This window comes from Bacillus sp. FSL K6-0923, from assembly GCF_038630825.1.
GTDB lineage: Bacteria > Bacillota > Bacilli > Bacillales > Bacillaceae > Bacillus > Bacillus pumilus.
The window spans coordinates 3179832-3198884 of sequence record NZ_CP152044.1; the positions used below are offsets into that span (position 1 = coordinate 3179832).

Annotated in this window: 20 protein-coding genes; 2 read left to right on the forward strand and 18 right to left on the reverse strand. The window is 40.0% G+C overall.

Annotation, left to right across the window (positions count from 1 at the left end):
• Positions 1–16 precede the first annotated feature (16 nt).
• The 11 genes from flgL to MHI16_RS16425 all read right to left on the reverse strand — a co-directional run bounded on the left by flgL (position 17) and on the right by MHI16_RS16425 (position 9325).
• Positions 17–928 carry a flagellar hook-associated protein FlgL gene (flgL, locus tag MHI16_RS16375; RefSeq protein WP_061409756.1) on the reverse strand — a complete coding sequence of 304 codons (912 nt, stop codon included), beginning with the start codon at positions 926–928 and terminating at the stop codon, positions 17–19.
• Between the two features lie 9 nt (positions 929–937).
• Positions 938–2458 (reverse strand): flagellar hook-associated protein FlgK, encoded by a 1521-nt coding sequence (gene flgK, locus MHI16_RS16380; protein WP_061409758.1) that lies wholly within the window; start codon positions 2456–2458, stop codon positions 938–940.
• 15 nt (positions 2459–2473) lie between these two features.
• Positions 2474–2956, reverse strand: coding sequence for a flagellar protein FlgN (locus MHI16_RS16385; protein ID WP_034660146.1), 483 nt, complete (start codon positions 2954–2956; stop codon positions 2474–2476).
• A gap of 18 nt (positions 2957–2974) precedes the next feature.
• Positions 2975–3238, reverse strand: coding sequence for a flagellar biosynthesis anti-sigma factor FlgM (gene flgM / locus MHI16_RS16390; protein ID WP_003213252.1), 264 nt, complete (start codon positions 3236–3238; stop codon positions 2975–2977).
• A gap of 79 nt (positions 3239–3317) precedes the next feature.
• Positions 3318–3737 carry a TIGR03826 family flagellar region protein gene (locus MHI16_RS16395; RefSeq protein WP_034660147.1) on the reverse strand — a complete coding sequence of 140 codons (420 nt, stop codon included), beginning with the start codon at positions 3735–3737 and terminating at the stop codon, positions 3318–3320.
• Between the two features lie 56 nt (positions 3738–3793).
• Positions 3794–4480, reverse strand: coding sequence for a ComF family protein (locus MHI16_RS16400; RefSeq protein WP_208856849.1), 687 nt, complete (start codon positions 4478–4480; stop codon positions 3794–3796).
• Complete coding sequence (locus MHI16_RS16405) at positions 4477–4770, reverse strand: competence protein ComFB (RefSeq protein WP_061409760.1); 294 nt, start codon at positions 4768–4770, stop codon at positions 4477–4479. Before MHI16_RS16405 ends, MHI16_RS16400 begins: the two co-directional genes overlap by 4 nt.
• Positions 4771–4836: 66 nt before the next feature.
• On the reverse strand, positions 4837–6216 hold the full coding sequence (locus MHI16_RS16410; RefSeq protein ID WP_342498014.1) for a DEAD/DEAH box helicase: 1380 nt from the start codon (positions 6214–6216) through the stop codon (positions 4837–4839).
• A gap of 119 nt (positions 6217–6335) precedes the next feature.
• Entirely contained in the window at positions 6336–7178 is an 843-nt protein-coding gene (locus tag MHI16_RS16415) for a DegV family protein (RefSeq protein ID WP_058013557.1), read from the reverse strand.
• A gap of 217 nt (positions 7179–7395) precedes the next feature.
• On the reverse strand, positions 7396–8085 hold the full coding sequence (degU, locus tag MHI16_RS16420; RefSeq protein WP_008348273.1) for a two-component system response regulator DegU: 690 nt from the start codon (positions 8083–8085) through the stop codon (positions 7396–7398).
• Between the two features lie 64 nt (positions 8086–8149).
• A complete protein-coding gene (locus MHI16_RS16425) occupies positions 8150–9325 on the reverse strand; it encodes a sensor histidine kinase (RefSeq protein WP_024719243.1) in 1176 nt (391 codons plus the stop codon).
• 221 nt (positions 9326–9546) lie between these two features.
• Between MHI16_RS16425 and MHI16_RS16430 the strand changes: the two genes are divergently transcribed.
• Both MHI16_RS16430 and MHI16_RS16435 read left to right on the forward strand, forming a co-directional pair.
• Positions 9547–10215: a YigZ family protein gene (locus MHI16_RS16430; protein ID WP_058013556.1), complete on the forward strand. Its 669-nt coding sequence runs from the start codon at positions 9547–9549 to the stop codon at positions 10213–10215.
• The gene (locus tag MHI16_RS16435; protein WP_061409762.1) at positions 10200–11255 is read left to right on the forward strand and encodes an LCP family protein; all 1056 of its coding nucleotides are present in this window, start codon (positions 10200–10202) and stop codon (positions 11253–11255) included. The genes MHI16_RS16430 and MHI16_RS16435 overlap by 16 nt, the downstream gene beginning before the upstream one ends.
• 35 nt (positions 11256–11290) lie before the next feature.
• On the opposite strand, the gene MHI16_RS16440 is transcribed toward MHI16_RS16435, so the two are convergent.
• The 7 genes from MHI16_RS16440 to MHI16_RS16470 all read right to left on the reverse strand — a co-directional run bounded on the left by MHI16_RS16440 (position 11291) and on the right by MHI16_RS16470 (position 19014).
• Positions 11291–12358 (reverse strand): MraY family glycosyltransferase, encoded by a 1068-nt coding sequence (locus MHI16_RS16440; RefSeq protein WP_058013554.1) that lies wholly within the window; start codon positions 12356–12358, stop codon positions 11291–11293.
• Positions 12359–12489: 131 nt separating this feature from the next.
• Positions 12490–13680: a glycosyltransferase gene (locus MHI16_RS16445; protein WP_058013890.1), complete on the reverse strand. Its 1191-nt coding sequence runs from the start codon at positions 13678–13680 to the stop codon at positions 12490–12492.
• A gap of 25 nt (positions 13681–13705) precedes the next feature.
• The gene (locus MHI16_RS16450; protein WP_050944347.1) at positions 13706–14461 is read right to left on the reverse strand and encodes a glycosyltransferase family 2 protein; all 756 of its coding nucleotides are present in this window, start codon (positions 14459–14461) and stop codon (positions 13706–13708) included.
• A 24-nt stretch (positions 14462–14485) separates the two neighbouring features.
• Positions 14486–15163 carry a hypothetical protein gene (locus tag MHI16_RS16455; protein ID WP_058013553.1) on the reverse strand — a complete coding sequence of 226 codons (678 nt, stop codon included), beginning with the start codon at positions 15161–15163 and terminating at the stop codon, positions 14486–14488.
• A 72-nt stretch (positions 15164–15235) separates the two neighbouring features.
• Positions 15236–16693 carry an O-antigen ligase family protein gene (locus MHI16_RS16460; RefSeq protein ID WP_061409764.1) on the reverse strand — a complete coding sequence of 486 codons (1458 nt, stop codon included), beginning with the start codon at positions 16691–16693 and terminating at the stop codon, positions 15236–15238.
• 39 nt (positions 16694–16732) lie between these two features.
• Complete coding sequence (locus tag MHI16_RS16465; protein WP_058013551.1) at positions 16733–17662, reverse strand: NAD-dependent epimerase/dehydratase family protein; 930 nt, start codon at positions 17660–17662, stop codon at positions 16733–16735.
• Positions 17663–17676: 14 nt separating this feature from the next.
• On the reverse strand, positions 17677–19014 hold the full coding sequence (locus MHI16_RS16470; RefSeq protein WP_058013550.1) for a UDP-glucose/GDP-mannose dehydrogenase family protein: 1338 nt from the start codon (positions 19012–19014) through the stop codon (positions 17677–17679).
• Positions 19015–19053: the final 39 nt, after the last annotated feature.

Sequence of the window (19053 nt, forward strand, 5' to 3'; positions counted from 1 at the left end):
CAACGGATGCTTTTTATTATCTTAAGAAATCGACTAGGGATGGCTGAATAACTTTAGCCGTCGTTGCTAAAGCTGCTCTATTCACAGTCTCTTGTTGAAGAAGATCAAGAATCGCTTTTTCACTTTCTACATCTTCATTATCGGATTTAGCATCTTTCAGCACTTGGAATTGTGAAGTCAAACGGCTGCCTACTAAGTCAACACGATTTGAACGGGCTCCTAAGTCCGAGCGCTCAGCACTCATCACTTCTTTAAACTGATCGATACTTCCTAACGCATCATCAGAATTTGCGAACGTTCCATTTTTCAATGAGTTTTCTAAATCCGTCAGCATTTCAATGACGTTTTGACCGCTGGCAGACTGTCCACCAAACGCTGAAATTGGATTTGAGTTCACATTTAAAGTGATACCATCAGAAATGTTCGACTTAACTGAATTTGCATCTGTATAGTTTTCAAAGTTAAACGTAAACGTACCATCTGCGTTCTCAACAACTGGTTTGACATTTGTATTCGTACCATTAAATACGAATTTACCTAACATCTGAGTGTTCATCGCGTCAATGATTTGTTTCTTCATTTGACCAATTTCCACTCCGATAGCTGCTAAATCTTCTGGCTGCTTTGTTCCATTAGCCGCATCAAGCACTTTATCTCGTACATTTGACATAATATCAATGATTTCAGTGACACTTGTTTCAGATGTATCAATCCAGTTCTGTGCTTCATTTAAGTTTTTTTGATATTGTTCATTTCGAAACATTGCTGTGCTATATTGAAGGCTTTTTACTGCTGCAACAGGATCATCAGACGTTTTTGTGAAACGTCTCCCTGTTTGTGCCTGCTCATTTATTTTAGAAAGTTTTTCATAACTTTTACTAATATTACGAAGTGAGTTTTGAGAAATCATACCTTGTGTGACTCGCATCAGTTATACCTACCTTCCTACGACACCCATGCCGTTTATTACTTTATCCAATATTTCATCTTGTAATGTCACAACTCTCGCAGCTGCATTATACGCATGCTGAAATTGGATCATATTCGTCATTTCTTCATCAATGGAAACAGCACTCGTGGACATTCTACGTTCATTGGCTGAATTGACAAGAGCGGCTGAACTGCTTTCTAGCGTCATGTTCTTTTTCCCTTGAATCCCCATCTCAGCAATGACATTTTGGTAGTAATCCTGGATCGTTGTTGTATTGCCACCGATTGGTAACTTTAAGTCTTGTATATTTGCTAATTTAGTAGCATTCGAACCGTCACCTTGTGTTTGATTGAGAGATGCTGCAATATTATCTGTTGATGCTAAAATGACATCACTCACTTTGATACGAGCAGCTAAGCCTTTATTCAATTCATTGTTATTCTCAATATCAAAGAAGTCTTGTCCACTTGTGCCATTTAACGTGTACCCCTGCTTATGCACATCGTTAAATGTATCCATAAATACTTGTGCTACTTCATCCAGCTCTGCAAGCATATCTGGATACATGCCTTTTTCAGCGCCATTTGACATGTAGCCATAAGCCTCAACAAGTGCTTTTACTTTACCATTCACTTGAAGCTGATCTGCTGCAATGGTTGTTGTTCCGAATTGAAGTGAGTTAACAAGTCCCGTTGTATTATCATAGGAGATTTGCAGTTCAGATTTTTCGTTCGTAATGCCATTCAAAATCGTTCCAGCAGATTGTCCATTTGCACCGATAATGTCGATGTTGACAGTTCCTTCTGCAATTTTGAGTGCATTCCCGCCAGATGGATTATAGCTCACTTTAATATCAACAAGTGAAGATAATTGATCTACCAACGCATCACGCGTATCATATAGATCATTTGGAAGATATCCGTTTGGCTCAACTGCTGCAATCTGTTTGTTCACTTCATCTATTTGAGATAAAATCGTGTTCACATTTTTGGCTGTTGAATCGAGTTCTGTTTTTAAATTCTTTTGTATCGTTGTTAAAGAAGAATTAAGTAGACGGAATTGATCTACTAAAGCCTGTGCACTTGTTTTAACAACTGTACGCGCAGACGCTGTATCGGCATTTTTTGTTTCGGATAGGACCTGTAATGATTTCCAAAGGTTATCAAAGGCTCTATTTAAGCCTTCATCCGTCAAATCATTCATAACTCCCTCCATTTGTGAAAGGGCGTCAGATTTTGTTGAGTAGTAAGACAAATTATTGTTATGATCTCTGAATTGCAAATCTAAAAAGCTGTCTCGAATTCTTTCAACGGTTCCAACTTGAACACCTGTCCCCATTTGGCCATACGTCTTGCCGTCATAAACTGAAATGACTGGATAAGGATTATCTGCTTTAAAGGTAACTCTTTGTCTTGAGTAGCCATCCGTATTTGCATTGGAGACGTTGTTTGATGTGACATAAAGCCCTGCACGCTGGGCTGTGATTCCTCTTTTTGCCGTTTCTAGTCCCATGAATGTAGAACCCATTGGTATCCTCCTTGTTTACGCCTTTGAATCAAACAAAGCCCTCTGCTGTTTAGGCTTTGAACTCTCAAGACCATTTTGTCCGTAATTCATATTCTCTTTATTAGGGTTAACGAGATCGAATGTCAGTGAAATAAATTGAAGCGACTGCTGAATGAGCTGTTTGTTCAGTTCATTTACATCTTTCAGTTCCACCATGATGTCATTTAATTTGTCATATAACGAAATGAGCTCTTCTTGATCCGAACCTTCAGCCTTTTCGATACACGCGGTGATGGTTGGCGGTTCATCACTTTGTAAAAATTGAACTGTCGCTTCAATTCGTTTTTCTTCTAATTGAGAAATGGCCTGAATATATTTTTGTTCTAAATTCAGAACCTCTGAAAGAGCATCAATCTCATTGCTTTTCAGCATTTCTGTTTTATCCTTCGACAGCTTCAAAAGCTGTTCATGCAATCCATAGAGACGATGCAGCTCTTCAATGATTATTTTAACTGACATTCACGCTACTCCCTTTTGTTATTGTTGTTTATAAAAATTCAGCATTTTATCAGCAATGCCCTTTGTATCTACTTGATATGTTCCGGCTTCAATGCTTTTTTTAATTTGGTCTATTTTATCTTGGCGTTCTTTCATGATATTCGGCACCTTTTGCATTTCGATTGCCTTTTTAGAAATTTCGACTTTATCAGTTGATTTTGCTTGATTTGATTGCAACGTTTGTTTCTCATATGTTTTCTTGTAAGGATTTACTGGCTGTGTTCCATATCGATTAATTTTCACGGGATTCCTCTCGCTTTCCGTTACAGTCTGTCTTGATTCTATCCATTTTATCGACCAAACTGCAACTTAGTTTAGGGAATCAATCGTTTTTAGGATTAATGGCATAATAGGTGTCTTTTTTCCTAGATTCAATCTCCCTTTTACGCTCTTCTTCTTGGTTCATTTGACTCATTTGCGAATGAATGTCCTGTTCACATTGGCTGCAGAGCTTGTTTTTTCTGATCGGTTGGCCACATCTTTCACAAGGATAGTTGATATTCGGAAATTGGCTAATTTGAAGTCTTTTCAAACGGATAAATTTCAAGATTAATTCTTCATCAACTTCTGTTGCATCTACTATTTCAGCAATGGTTGATTGTCTATTACTTTGCTTTCGCAAGAATTTATAAACGATATCAAAAGAACGTTCTTCTTCTTCAAAGCATTTGTTACAAACCGTTTGGATGGTCGTTTTTAAAAACAGCTGATTACATTGTGGACAGTTTGCCAATTGATTCATAACCAAAACCCCTTACGTTATTTTCTCTTCTTATTATCGGTTAATTATCCTGAATTTTAACTACGGATCAACGTAAATGAGGAAACACTTTTGGCACCTGCTTCTTTTAAAATTCTCGCCGCATCATAAATGGTGGCCCCTGTTGTATAAATATCGTCAATTAAGATAACATCCCTTTGAACGATCACATCTGTCTGATTGATTTGAAACATTCCTTTTTGATCTAAACGTTCATTTTTCTTTTTCTTGGACTGTTTGCTTTGATGTATTTTCACAAGAGGCTGCTGGATCGGCTGACCAATCAAGGAAGCAAGTATAACGGACTGATTAAACCCTCTTTCATTTAGTCTTTCTTTACTTAAAGGAATCGGGATTAGTACAGGTTCTTTAATTGAAAAGGAACGCTTAAATATCGCTTGGACATCTTGTTTAAAAAGCTCAGCTAATGCTGTATCACCTCGAAATTTAAAGCGGGAAAGGACATCTTTCATCAAATCGTTGTAAGCATAGACAGACCTATTTTTCACAAGTACTGTAGTAGAATCAAGGCGTTCTTTCCACCTGGAACAGTCTTGACATAATTGATCATTCGACTGCGCTCTCCCACAGGCTGGACAAATCGGGCGTTGAATTTTTTCTAGGCGATGCTTACATGCTATACATAGACGATTATCATTTAATAGAAGTAATGATTTCCATGTAAAAGAAGCGACAAAATGCCCCTCACAAATTAGGCAGATCAATTGTTATCCTTATTCATTGGCAGACGATGTTCGCATCTTGGAAATGTGGAGACCTTTGAAGCGGCTTCTGTCAGGATGACCAGCATGGCCGTATTCTTCTGTTTGTCTACCATCTCCGATTTACTGTAAGATATTTTATCGATGTCTGTTATATATTGAGGTTTCACTTGATTCAGTGAAATCGCTAATACATCTTCTATACACTTTTCACAGTGACAAATCATGTTTAATTGGTTGAGATATTGATAGAGGATTTCCTTGAGAAGTGTTTCTTTTGCATTGAGTAGCATAATTGTCTCTCCTGCCATTTGTGTATTGTGAATATAAATGTACCATGAAATTTAGTTGAACCCACATTATTTTTCAGAGAACTCTTTTTCAGCTGTATCATTCATTTTTACAATATGCTTTTTTGCTTGTTTCATATTTCTCGTTAAACCAAAATAAAAAAAGAAAACATCTCCTTTAAAAAAATCAGGATGTCTACCTGCTCTACCAGAAATCTGAACAAGTGCACTTTCTGTAAAGATAGTAGATTCTGCACCTAGTACCCCCACTTGTACATTTGGAATCGTTACGCCTCTTTCTAGAATTGTGGTTGTAACTAGTACATCGTATTTATCATCTCTGAATTGCTGGACCTTTTGTTTCCTGTCTGGATCTTCAGCAGACACCCCTTCTACATTTAAGTGGTGCTTTCTAAGAACCTTTGTTACCTTCTTCATAGTAGAAATAGAAGGAACAAAAAATAAAGTCCTTCTCTTTTTTGTAATATGATTCTGCATCCAATTCATTACTTTAGATGGGAGCTGATTCTTCTTTAATTTCTTCTTCCAATTTCCAACCCAATGAAAGGATGGGACGGGTAAAGGTTGTTGGTGAAAGCGCAGAGGAATTTTAATGGCTTCTAGTTGTCCACGAAATACATCTTTTATCATTTTCTTAGACGGCGTCGCACTTAAATAAACCCTAACCCCTTTCTTTCTCATTGCCTTTAAAACAGCAAATTGGAGACGTTCATCGATTGAATAAGGAAAGGCGTCCACTTCATCAATAATGAGCACATCAAATGCATGTTTATATCTCATCAACTGGTGAGTTGTAGCGATGACTAGCGGTGCTATTTGGAACCTTTGAGGACTTCCTCCATAAAGAACAGCTATGTTCAGTCCTTGAAATGCTTTCTTAAGCCGCGGCTCTAGTTCAAGGACAACATCAGTTCTAGGTGTCGCAATGCAGACACTCATTCCTTGATGTAAGGCATATTCTATTCCGTGAAAAAGCACCTCTGTTTTCCCTGCCCCGCAAACTGCCCAGATGAGTAAATCAGATTTGCTTTTTATCGCTTTGATCAATTTTTCTGATGCTCTTTTTTGTCCTTTAGACAGGTTTCCCTGCCATGTTAATTCCGTGTGACATGTTTCTTCCATTTGCGGACCCGTCCATTCATAAAGAAAGCCACATTCCTTTGTTTTCCCCATCATGATGCATGATCTACAATACACACAATCTTTTTGACACTTGTCACACGGAGAGTGGGCAAAGTACCGATTTTTTGATACACCACATCTGCAGCAAATTAGACCATTTGCTTTCCTCTCAATAGCAGGTGTTCGCATAACTAACCCTTTCTCCTCCAACCAATCCAAATCAGACTGTGAGCATCTTGTTTCAGCAGTAAGCAGGTGGCGTGACTGCAAGTGCTGCCCTAGTTCCATTGCTTTGTCCATGTTCAATTTCAACAAACACCTTTCAACTGATGTTTGCCTATTATGCGCAAAGACATGATCTTTCGTCCAATAGCTAAAAAAGAAAAACAAAACCCCTTTTCTAAGAGAAAAGGGGTTTTTAGGATTTATCTCATCACCCAGCCAAGAGCTAAGGAGCCTTCGCCTAGATGAGTGCCGATAACAGCACCAAAATAGCTTTTATAAAATTCAACATGAGGATATTTTTCTGATAAGTGCGCAATTAAATCGTCTACTTCTTCTTCTCTATTACCATGTATCACTGTTGCTCTCATCGGGACACCGCGTGATGCATCTTCGTCAAATAATTCAAACATACGTGAAATGGCTTTTTTCCGTGTACGAATCTTCTCAAAAGGGACAATTAGCTTGTTGTCAAAATGCAGTATAGGCTTTACCTTTAAGAGGCTCCCAATAAAAGCCTGAGCACCATTTAATCTGCCGCCTCTTTGTAAATGAGTTAAATCGTCTACCATAAAATAAGCTCTCTGATGCTCTTTCAGGTAATTGAGATGGGCTAACACTTCTTCTAGAGAAGCACCAGCTTGGATTTTTTCAGCAGCTTCTATCACATAAAAACCTTGCGCCATACAGCTAGTTTCTGTATCAAACGGATAAATATCAATTCCGTCAACTAGGTCATTTGCTGAGGCTGCACTATTATATGTTCCACTAATTCCGCTAGAAAGGTGAATACTAATCACGGCATCGTATGTTTCACTTAGTTTTTCATATAATTCTATTAGTTCACCGAAAGCAGGCTGAGAGGTGGTTGGAAGGTCTTTATGCTTTTTGACTTCTTCATAATATGTTTTCCAATCCATTTCTATTTCTTCACGGTATGATTCGTTGCCAAAAATGACATTAAGAGGGATCATATGAATATGATGTTTATCACGCAGCTCTTGTGGTATATAAGCAGTACTGTCTGTTACAACGGCTATTTTCATTCTTAAATACCTTCCTTATCCGTTAAGTTGCTCTTTTTTATTTTTAAAGAATATTCATTGTGTTTCATTAGATTTATAATAGTAATCAAAAAAGCCTGCCTAATCAATAGGCAAGCCCGTTATATCCGAAAAAGACTCCTTATCTACCTATCATTTCTCTCCAATTAACATGTGAGAGAATCAAAAACAGGCGAAAAAGGAGTACTTGTCCGGAATATTATCTCATTTCTACCCAGCCGTTCTTAATTGCTACAACAACAGCTTGTGTACGGTCGTTTACATTCATTTTTTGTAAAATGTTACTCACGTGGTTTTTGACTGTTTTCTCACTAATAAAGAGCGACTCACCAATTCCTCTATTGCTCTTTCCGTCAGCTAACATTTGAAGTACTTCGCACTCACGTCTCGTTAAGATATGAAGTGGTCTCCGAATTTCAGGATATACTTCATGCTGCGGATGTGCTGAAACGCCGCTAGTCGCTAGGCGCCGGAATTCATTTACTAAGTTATGAGTAACTTTCGGATGTAAATAAGATCCTCCGTCAGCTACGACTTTCACTGCTTCAATGAGCGTGTCTGCATCCATTTCTTTTAACAGGTAACCTCTTGCTCCTGTTTTTAATGCATGTGTCACATAGTTTTCATCGTCATGAATAGATAGAATAATGACTTTTGATTCGGGATAAAGCTCAACTAGCTGCTTTGTAGCCTCTACACCATTTACATTCGGCATATTAATGTCCATAATGACAACATCCGGATGATAGTGTTCTACAATACGTGCAGCTTCGTCACCGTCGTCTCCTTCTGCAACTACTTCAAAAGTAGGTTCAAAATCTAAAATCCGTTTGACACCTTCACGGAATAATTGGTGATCATCAATAATTACAATATTTACTTTAGTCACAAGCTACGCCTCCCCATGTTTATTGTTCTACACCTGAACTTTATGGTCAATATGTCTTTTGTCTCTATTTTACAATTTTATTTTGCAATGTTAATGGCACGCGAATCATGATGAATGTCCCTAGACCTATTTTTGAGTCTATGGTCATTTTACCTTCAAGTAAGTCTACGCGTTCTTTCATGCCAAGTAAACCGAAGGATTTGTTTTTGTTTGTTTTCACATCTTTCATATCAAAGCCTTTTCCATCGTCTTTGATAATTAACGTGACAAAGTCTTTCGTCACTTCTACTTTTACAGAGATTTCTTCAGCTTCGGAATGCTTCAATGAATTTGTGACAGCTTCTTGGGCTAGTCTAAACAGTGCCACTTCGAATTGAGAAGCAATTCTTTCATTTTCTGTATCCCCTAGGCATTGGAACGTGATCTTGGTTTTTCCATCATACTCTTCGATTGTGTTTAAATATTTTCTTAGCGTCGGAATGAGACCCAAATCATCTAAAGCCATTGGTCTTAAATCATAAATGATTCTTCTCACTTCGTACAGAGCATTTCGCACATTCTGTCTGAGACTTCTAATTTCTTTAAAGCCTTCTTCTGTCCCACGATCTCTGAAAATCCGTTCAATTAATTCAGAACGCATCATCACGTTTGCCAGCATCTGGGCGGGACCGTCATGAATTTCACGGGATACCCTTTTACGTTCTTCTTCTTGGGCTTCAATAATTCTAAGTCCAAAATCTTGTTTTGCTTGAGCATCTTCAAGTAACACGCCAACTTGGCGTAAGTCCTGGTTGAGATAGTTGAGAACCACTGTGATCTGGCTCACAAGCGTTTCAGAGCGTTCAATGACGTCTTGCAGGCTTAACAATCGTCTTTCCAGATCGTCTCTTCTTTCTCTCAGCTGCTTTTCGCGCTGCTGGATCATGGTGAGTTCCACTTGCAGATTATGTGCTTTTTCGTAGGCCTCCCGTATTTCTTCTTCGCTAAATTTGTTGAAGTTTCTGCTGACCTCAGATAAACGATTTCTAGCATGTCTCGTATGGACTTCTAGTTTATCCCCAAAATCAATTACTTCGTTTACTTGCTGTTTGATTTGCTTCAGCTCTTCTACAAGGCTTTCATATTGTTGACGGGACTGTTCGCCTATCCTAAATACTTCGTCCTTGCTGCCATCAACTGTACTTAGCATTTTCATGATGATTGAATCCAATAATTTCGGATCCATTTTAGGTGTTGTCATGGCTTTTCCCTCCCGTAACAGTGATGTCATCTTTTTTTATTATAAATGTCATTGATCTGCATTTTATGTCGAATTATAATGAAAGAATGCGTATAAATCATGAAGTTTTTATGACGACCCTTTTTCTACCCCTATCATCATAACAAAATACGCTGTAAAATTCTAAAACCAATGCAAATTTTCTCTAGTCTTACAATTTGCTTTTCAGGAGGGTATGTCTTTTGCTGAATCGCTATCTTACAGTAAAAAGCCGTGGCGAGCATGAGATCGTCATTGAAAAATCACGTTTTATTTGTCATATACAGCGTGCTGTCTCAGAAGAAGAAGCACAAGCATTTATACAATCCATTAAAAAACAACATTGGAATGCCACACATAATTGTTCTGCCTATCTCATTGGAGAACATGACCTGATTCAAAAAGCGAATGATGATGGTGAACCAAGTGGTACAGCAGGTGTGCCAATGCTTGAAGTGTTAAAAAAACGGAAGCTGAAAGATACAGTCGTAGTAGTCACTCGTTATTTCGGCGGTATTAAGCTAGGCGCCGGTGGTTTGATTCGTGCCTACGGAAAATCTGTATCAGAAGCCATCAACCATGTTGGAATGGTAGAGCGCTGTTTAATGCGTACGATGCACACAACAATAGATTATACATGGCTTGGAAAGGTAGAGAATGAGCTTAGAGCCTCATCTTTTCAGCTAAAAGAAATTCATTATACAGAAGATGTTATTTTTGAGACGTATGTAGAAGAAACACAAACAGAGCAGTTCATCGAATGGATGACTGAGCTGACAAATGGAAAAAGTGTTACAAAAGAAGGCGAACTGATTTATTTAGAAAAGGACATTGGTCCGATAAAGGAGACAGATGAATGGCACAACGAGTAAAAGTGCGTGTACGAAAGAAAAAGAGTAAGAAGAAGAGAATTTTCAAACGTATCCTGGTCTTATTTTTGCTTCTTATCATCTGCATGGGCGGATTTGCAGTCTATAAAATAGTCAATACACTTCAAGCCGCTGACAAAACATATGATGAACTAGACCGCGGAGAGAAATCGAAGCTTCGTGATGCGGTCATTGATATTAAAAAGAAGCCCTTCTCTGTGCTATTTGTCGGAATTGAGGATTATGCCACAGATGGTGATCATGGCCGTTCAGATTCACTTATTGTCGCAACAATTAACCCTCAAGACAAAACGATGAAAATGGTTAGTATCCCTCGTGACACACGCGTACAGCTTGCAAGTGACACGACAGGAAGTAAAGAAAAGATCAATGCAGCATATGCTAAAGGCGGTAAAGACGAAACGATCGAAACTGTCGAACAATTCTTGAATATTCCGATTGATAAATATGCGACCGTTGATTTTGACGGATTCAAGGATGTCATTGATGAAGTCGGTGGAATTGATATCGATGTTCCATTTGACTTCAATGAAAAAAGTGATGTGAAAAAATCGAAAAAGATTTATTTCAAAAAAGGCAATATGCATTTAAACGGGGAAGAAGCACTTGCTTACGCACGGATGAGAAAACAAGATCCACGCGGTGATTTTGGACGTAATGATCGTCAGAAACAAATTTTACGTGCAATGATTGATCAAATGTCGAAGCCAAATAACATTGCGAACGTCGATAATATCGCCAAAGAAGTCAGTGATCACATTTCAACCAACTTCCGTATCACAGAAGGTCTAGCGCTTCAGCAAATCTACGGCGGGTTTAAGGGAGACGACACAGAAACACTTTCTATTAAAGGGTCAGATCTTTATTTAGGACCAAATCGAACGTATTACTTTGAGCCAGATCAAACCAATCTAGCTAACGTACAAAATGAATTACGGACGCATTTAAAGCTTCCTGCTGAATCTTCGACTGAAACAGGATCAAGTGATACAACTAATCCTTCCAGCACAACAGGCCAATAATAAAAACAGCCCAGTTCCTAGGAACGGGCTGTTTTTTATTGTCTTTTGACCATTCGTTTATAGAATTTCGTAAATGGTTTGAACTCTTCGTTGACCAAACCCGTGACTTCCGCAATCACTTGCATAAACATCACCAGTAAAAAGATAATGATGAGCGATAACCAAAGGGTCGCGCTTGTCAGCAAAATCGCACTTAAGCTAAAGACTAACCCAATCATGTAAATCACGATGACAGCCATGCGATGGGACAAGCCAAAGGCCATTAGTCTGTGATGAATATGAGATTTGTCCGGTGATGAAATCGGCTGTTTGTTTAATATGCGTCTAATGATTGCAAAGGTCGTATCAAATATAGGAACACCTAGAATGATCACAGGAACGACAACACTAAACAAAGTGACACTTTTGTATAGCCCTAAAAGTGACAGCACCGAGATCATATAGCCTAAAAATAGCGAACCGGTATCTCCCATAAAAATCTTCGCCGGATGAAAGTTGTAAAAGAGAAAGCCGATCGTACTGCCAATGACGACAAGAGATAAAGAAAGAATCAGAATCTTATCAGCGGAAAATGCCATCACTGCAATCGTTGTTAAACCGATGACAGAAATACCGGCAGCTAGTCCATCAAGGCCGTCAATTAAATTAATGGCATTTGTGATGCCCACAATCCATAGCACGGTGAGGGGATATGCCATCCAACCTAACTCAATTCGATCTGTTAAAAAAGGAACAGAGAAGAAGTCCATTTTTAAGCCCGTGCTCACAATCAAACAAGCAACAAGAACTTGTACGAGAAATTTAAATTTTGCACTTAAATTATATTTATCATCAAATATACCTAAAATGACGATGAGTACGGCACCAACTGAAATTGCTGTAATTTTATTATGTAGAAACAGCCCGCCTGCTAATGCTCCAGCCGCTACTCCAATAAAAATTGCCAAACCACCCATTCGAGGCATTACTTTATCATGAACTTTTCGTTTATTCGGCTGGTCCACTGCACCAATCTTAATTGCAAACTTTTTGACGATTGGTGTCACAATTAAAACTGTAGCCAGAGAGACAAAAAACGCTAATAAGGCGCGTTCGTAATCCATAGGTCAGTCTCCTTCTAAATTGAAATCTGTATTTTGTATATTGGCCGCTCTTTCCATTATACAATTGAATAGAGGATGATCACAACCTCCCCCGGTGATGAAACAAATAAAAACGCACAATCCCGAATGAATTATGCGTTTTCTTTAATATTCGTTAGTTCTACCATGTTTGTGAACAGCGCGTGCCAATCTTTTTTCTTCGCTCGGCTTTGTCTTAGATGTCTATAGCTTGTGTCATCTTTTTTGCTGATCACTTTTAGGCAGGCTTCTACGAAGAGCGCAGGATCATCGCCCTCTAAATATTCATACACATCCTTCTCTTTTAGCCTTTCCGTTGATGGGAGATTTAAACCGACAACCGGTATTCCAGCGGCTAAAAATTCATAAAGCTTGAGAGGGAACACCGCTTGATTGTAAGGGGATTGTTTGTATGGCATCATCCCTACATCAATCAGCTTCATATAAGCAGGCACTTCTTCTGGAGCAACAGCACCTGTCCAAATCACATTAGGCAGTTTGAGTGCATGCTGAAAAGATGGATCTCCATTCGTTCCATCCGGACCGACAAATAAAAATGTCCAATCAGGCCGCATACGAGCAGCTTCAGCCATCATGTCAAAATCGAGCTTTGGCTTAATTCCTCCGATAAAACCAAGCACGGTCCCTTCTCTTCCTTCCAGCACATCTTCTTTACAAGGAAGATTGCTTTTCGCAAACACATCATATTCGACGCCATTTTCCACCGTAAACACATCTTTTGGTTCTCCCATAAGACGTTTTTTGATTTGATCGTGTAAATATTGAGAAGAGCATGTAATGCTGTGTGCATATTTAATGATTCGATTTTCTGCTTTGACAATGACACGCTGCCTCATATAAGAAAGAATGTTATGATTGCCGCTTATTGGCTCTCCCCACAGGTCACTGCAATCATAGACAATATGTTTCCATTCAAATAAAGAAGATAAGAGCGGAAAGCCCGGAAACGTATACCACAAACAAACGGCGATCCCCTTCTTTTCCTCCTGCCGCAAATGTTCAAGAAGAGGGGATAATTTATGAATATAGAACATGTCTTGATATCGGCCAAAGCGAAATAATTTGCTCTTGAGCACATCAGGAATGGTCAATTGCTTCATTCGATCTGTTATGGGCTGAAAGGGAGCTGTATGACGAGATGATGACGGGCATAGCCAGATGACCTCTTTTGTTTCTGGATCAGATGCTAGAAATTCGGCCAGCCGATGCCGTCTGTACCTCAGTCCGTCCTGTCCCCATTCCCCCGTCGCTACGACAACATGTATGATCGAGTCTGCTTTCACCTTTATCACCTTTTTTCCCTTCTGTTTATAAACGCTTCTTCACAGCATTTGTCGCATAGTGCATAAAACACCAAGACGCTTTGACAAAATGAAGTTGCTCAATTTCTCTGTAGACAAACCACGTTTTTTTCGCTGCTTTCCACTTGTTACTAGAGATGGAGTTCCCAACGATGCGATATTCACTGAGCGGTTCACTCATACCATAGGCTGTAAATCCTCTTTTTAGTATAGACAGCCATGTAGCTAAATCCTGCCTTGTACGAATGTTCGGCATCTCCACATGTCCTACCTTTTGAAGATCAAGCATGACCGTTAAACAGCCGATAATGGTGTTTTTCAGGGCTTCATTATAGTCTAATCTCGCTGGCGCAGTGACGGTTTTCTCTAATGGTTCTCCGTTTTCTGCAATGATGTCATATGCCGTAAATGTAAAGGCATAATCATTTGTCAGCATGAAGTCTACCTGTTTTTCAAGCTTCGTCTCTTTCCACATATCATCGCTGTCTAAAAAAGCGATAAAGCGTCCCTTTGCCTGTTTGATGGCTGCGTTTCTAGCAATGGCGGCTCCCCCATTTTCCTCTAAATAAATGACGTTGATTCTGTCGTCCGCTTGACTTAAATCCCCTAATAGCTTTCTAGTTCCATCTGTAGAACAATCATCTGCAATGATCAGCTCCCAATTGGAATAGGTTTGGGCAAGGACGGAATGAACTGTATCCGTTAAATAACGTTCCGCATTATACGCCGGTGTAATGATGGATACTAACGGTTGATTGTTCACCTAAGACTCATCTCCAGTTCATTATTAAGATTCTTTGAACACTTCGGGTAAGACCACAAACATGAGCGAGATGCTAAAGCCAATGACAAGCCCAAGCAGTGCCCGTTTTTTGGCTGACATGCCTTTATTGCCCTCATCAAGTACTTGGGCAGGATCGACAATCTTTGCCTGCTTCATTCCAAGCTTTGTTGACTCCAATTCATATAAGAATCGTTCTTTATCGACTTTGGAATCATTGCTGACCGCTTCGTCTTCAAGAGCAGCTAATCTATTTTCGATGACCCGCTGCCTTTTTGTGAATAATGCTTTGTCTTGCTTGAGAAATGTATCCGACACCTGCTTCACAACAGCCAAAGCACGATCCTTATCGGCATCCGTGAAAGAAAGCTGTAATTGTGTATCCGATTGATTGGTAAGAATAAGACGCGTTTTCACATCCTGTCTTTCTTCTTCTTTCACATCACTTAGTGCTTCATTTAGAAATGCATCGCTTTTTAATAGAGATGTCACTTCTGCCATATTGTTATACACCCCATCATCATATTTACCGAGAGTGAGGGTAACAGCAGCTGTATAACTAGACTGCTGCGTCGTTCCTTTAGCAAAAAAGAAACCAAAGGCGCCTAATACGACTGGCAGCAGTATGAGCCATACGATGTACCTTTTGATTCGCTTCCCTATCCTAGATATGAAACCAGACATGTTCATTCTCCCAACATTGACGTATTTGCTCTTTCACTAGTGTAGCCATACAAACAGAGCATCACACACGGTTTACCACAGCTTGAGTCGTTGTTTGTTTTTCAGCATATTCACCGCTGCGATCACCAGTCCTAAAAATACCCAGTGGAAATATAAATTCGAGACGGAGCTAGGACTGATACTTGAAACGAGAAAGCTCAGCATGGCTGCAAACAACCCCTCAATGATCATTTTTGCCGATCTTGTGTCAGCCCATTGGTATTGTTTGTACAGTGTGAACATGAGATAGGCGTATAGTGAGATATAGCCCACCATGACTGCAAACCCAAAGTTCGTCATCAATTCCAGCAGCCAATTGTGCACTTCTACGACCTGATCTGTATCAAAGATCGAAAAGTGAGCTAAGTAGTAAGACACATTCCCCGCTCCAACTCCGAATCCGTATGAATTCGTAAAGAAGTGCCAAGCATTTTTGATTAAATTCGCTCTCGCAATGTTAGACGGGAGGGGTTCACTAAAAGAATGCGCGACCTGAGAAGCGAGAAACAAGTCATAAAAAACTGAATAAATCTTAGCTGAAAAGACTGCGATACCGATGACGACAAGTCCGCTTGCTGCAATGATTGACCACTTTTTGAGAAAACGCGGGAGCAGCAGCCACACATAGATCGCCACTCCTGCTAATATCCCAAGCAGACTAGCGCGGGATTCGGTTAACAAAATGAGATACAGCGCGGCAATTGCACCTAATAATCCAAACGCTTTGATATAACCGTTTTTCATTTGACGCATGCATGCTAGGTATAAGAAGAAACTAATCGATAAAAACGTTGCAAAGTCATTCTGATTAAAAAAGACAGATGTAGGATAGTGCTGTTTATACGCTGGCCCTAGATACAATGAGGTATTCGGTAAATGGTTCAATGTAAAGTGGTTATAGAACCCAATCCCCATCACAAACACAGTCATGACAAGCCAAATGCTATAAAAGGTCACTACTTGGTCCATTCGCTGAATATACATGACGACAAGAAAGACAAATCCCATCCCCATTGCAAGAAGGGACATATACTTCAGGCCGTCTGTGACTGAATGAGCCCAAAGCAGTGAGATAAGCCCGTAAAGAAACCATGCAGCGAAAAAACCAAGCATACCTTTGACACGAATCTGCTGCCACTGAGATATGTACGTCCCCTTATCTCTCATCCGCCATATGAATAAAGCAAAAGCGGCGATGAGCATGATACGGTAGAGAAAAAGACTAAAGAATCCTGCACTAATAGAAAAGAAAGCGTTGTTGAGAAAGGTCAATGTAATCAATAGATAGATGACTGACATGAAGAGTTGCTCACCATTCATGTACAGCTTCATCAACACGAGAGCAGCCGACAGGATCAGAAGTATAACCGGAACAGCCACCATCTTCTTTAACCCGACGGGCTGCGAGGATGCCAATTGTACAAGCCCGATCCCTGCTGCAAACAAAATACAACCAATCATGATTTGCCATGCTGTTTGTTTCACACTCATACCCATTATCCTCCTAAGCAACCCATCCGATTTGAGCGATTAAGCCTTGACCTCCTGTTCATAGTAGGAAATGGTACGAGCCAAACCTTCCTGTAAACTCACAACAGGCTCCCATGATAAGACTTGTTTCGTTTCCTCATTTGCCAATGTACTATGCACAATATCTCCTGCACGCTGCGGCTTGTAAATTGGTTCAAGATGCGACCTCGTCACTCGCTTCATCGTTTGGAACAGCTCATTCACAGTGATCGAATCCCCACATGAAATATTTAAACAAACGTTTGATTGAGCTGTTAAAGCCGCAACATTCGCTGCTGCTAGATCACCTACATAGATGAAATCTCTTGTTTGTTCCCCGTCTCCAAAAATGAAAGGAGACTCATCCTTTGCAAACTTATCAGAGAAAATAGAGACAACCCCGCCTTCGCCAAGTGCGTCTTGTCGCGGACCATAAACATTGCTATACCGAAGAATACAATAGTCCACATCATACAATGTTTTTGCCATTTCTAAGTACCGCTCTACTGTGAGCTTTGATAAACCATACGGCGAACCAGGCTTTAACTGGTGCGCGGTGTCTACTGGCAGATACACAGGATCTCCATAGACAGCTGCCGATGAGGCAAATACCACTTTCTTGACACCTGTTTCAGCCGCTGCTTTCATGACGTGTAGGGACCCTTTGATATTGACCTCTTCGTCATAAATGAAATTCTGAACAGACACGGCGACACTCACCTGTGCTGCAAGGTGAATGATATAATCCGGTCTTATTTGTTTGATCAAACCGACCGTTTCTGATTTTGTGACATCTGCCTCAATGCATTGAACGGATAGGTGGGCAATATTTTCCCGAGATCCAGTTGAAAAGTTATCCAAAACGATGGGCTCGTAACCTTTTTCTAGTAAAGCCTCTACCGTGTGTGATCCAATAAATCCGCTTCCCCCAGTAACCAATACTTTCTTCATCCAAGCTCCCCCTGTTATTGTGCCTTTGATACCAATTCTGCTTCCCATACGCCTGTGCGGCCGATAGACTGGTAAATAAATCCTCTCTCTTTCATTTCTGCTGGATCAAACAAATTCCTTCCATCAATTACAATCGGTGAACGAAGCAGCTGCTTGATTTGATCTTTATCCATCTTCTGTACGTCATCCCATTCTGTTAAGATGAGACAAGCATCCGTATCTTTTACTGTTTCATACAGGTCATTACTGAAGACAGCCTGCGGGCCAAGCTCTCGTTCTGCTTCTACATAAGCAATCGGATCATAGGCCTTCACAAAGGCACCCAGCTCTCTCAGCATTGGGATAATATCTAATGCAGGCGCAGAACGCATATCATTTGTATTCGGTTTGAATGCGAGACCTAAAACAGAGATGGTTTTTCCTCTAATATCACCGAATACACTCATCAGTTTGCTGACAAGGTGTGCTCTTTGGTGATTGTTCGTTTCAATCACGGACTCGATCAGCTTGAACCGGTAGCCTGCTGTTTCGGCAATTTTGAGAAGAGCCATCGTGTCTTTCGGAAAACAAGACCCACCAAATCCAATGCCCGCTTTTAAAAATTTATGCCCGATGCGGCTGTCTAATCCAACTCCTTCACTAACTTTTTCAACATCAGCACCCACCCGCTCGCAAATATTTGCAATGTCATTGATGAATGAGATTTTTGTGGCAAGCATGGCATTTGCAGCATATTTAATCATTTCAGCACTTTCTAAGTTGGTCTCTACAACCTCTGTTTGAAACGGATCATGCAATTTTTTGATGATGGTTGACGCATGGGTGCTTGTCGAGCCTATTACTGCCCGCTCCATATTCATCGTATCTTGGATGGCAGAGCCTTCTCTGAGGAACTCTGGATTGGATACGACATCAAAAGGATATTTACTGCGCGATGCTTTTTCGACAATGGCTTGAACGAGCCGGCCTGTTCCAACGGGAACTGTGCTTTTATTAACGATGATTTTATAGCCATTTAGATGTTCACCAATTGTTTGAGCGACAGCTTTCACGTACGTTAAATCAGCTTCCCCCTGTGCTGTCATCGGTGTCCCTACAGCAATATAGATAATCTCTGATTCCCGGATAGCAGCAGGAATATTGGTTGTAAAAAGCAGTCTTCCTTCTTCCGTATTCTTTTCAATCAATTCCTTTAAACCCGGTTCATAAATGGGAACGACACCACTTTTTAAGCTGTTGATTTTTGATTCATCAATGTCACAGCAGATGACACGATTTCCGATATCAGCAAAACAAGTACCCGATACTAACCCGACATACCCTGTTCCAATCACAGCAATTTTCTTCAACATTTTTCATCCTCTCAGTAAAAGCATATTGTCCGTTCCAAG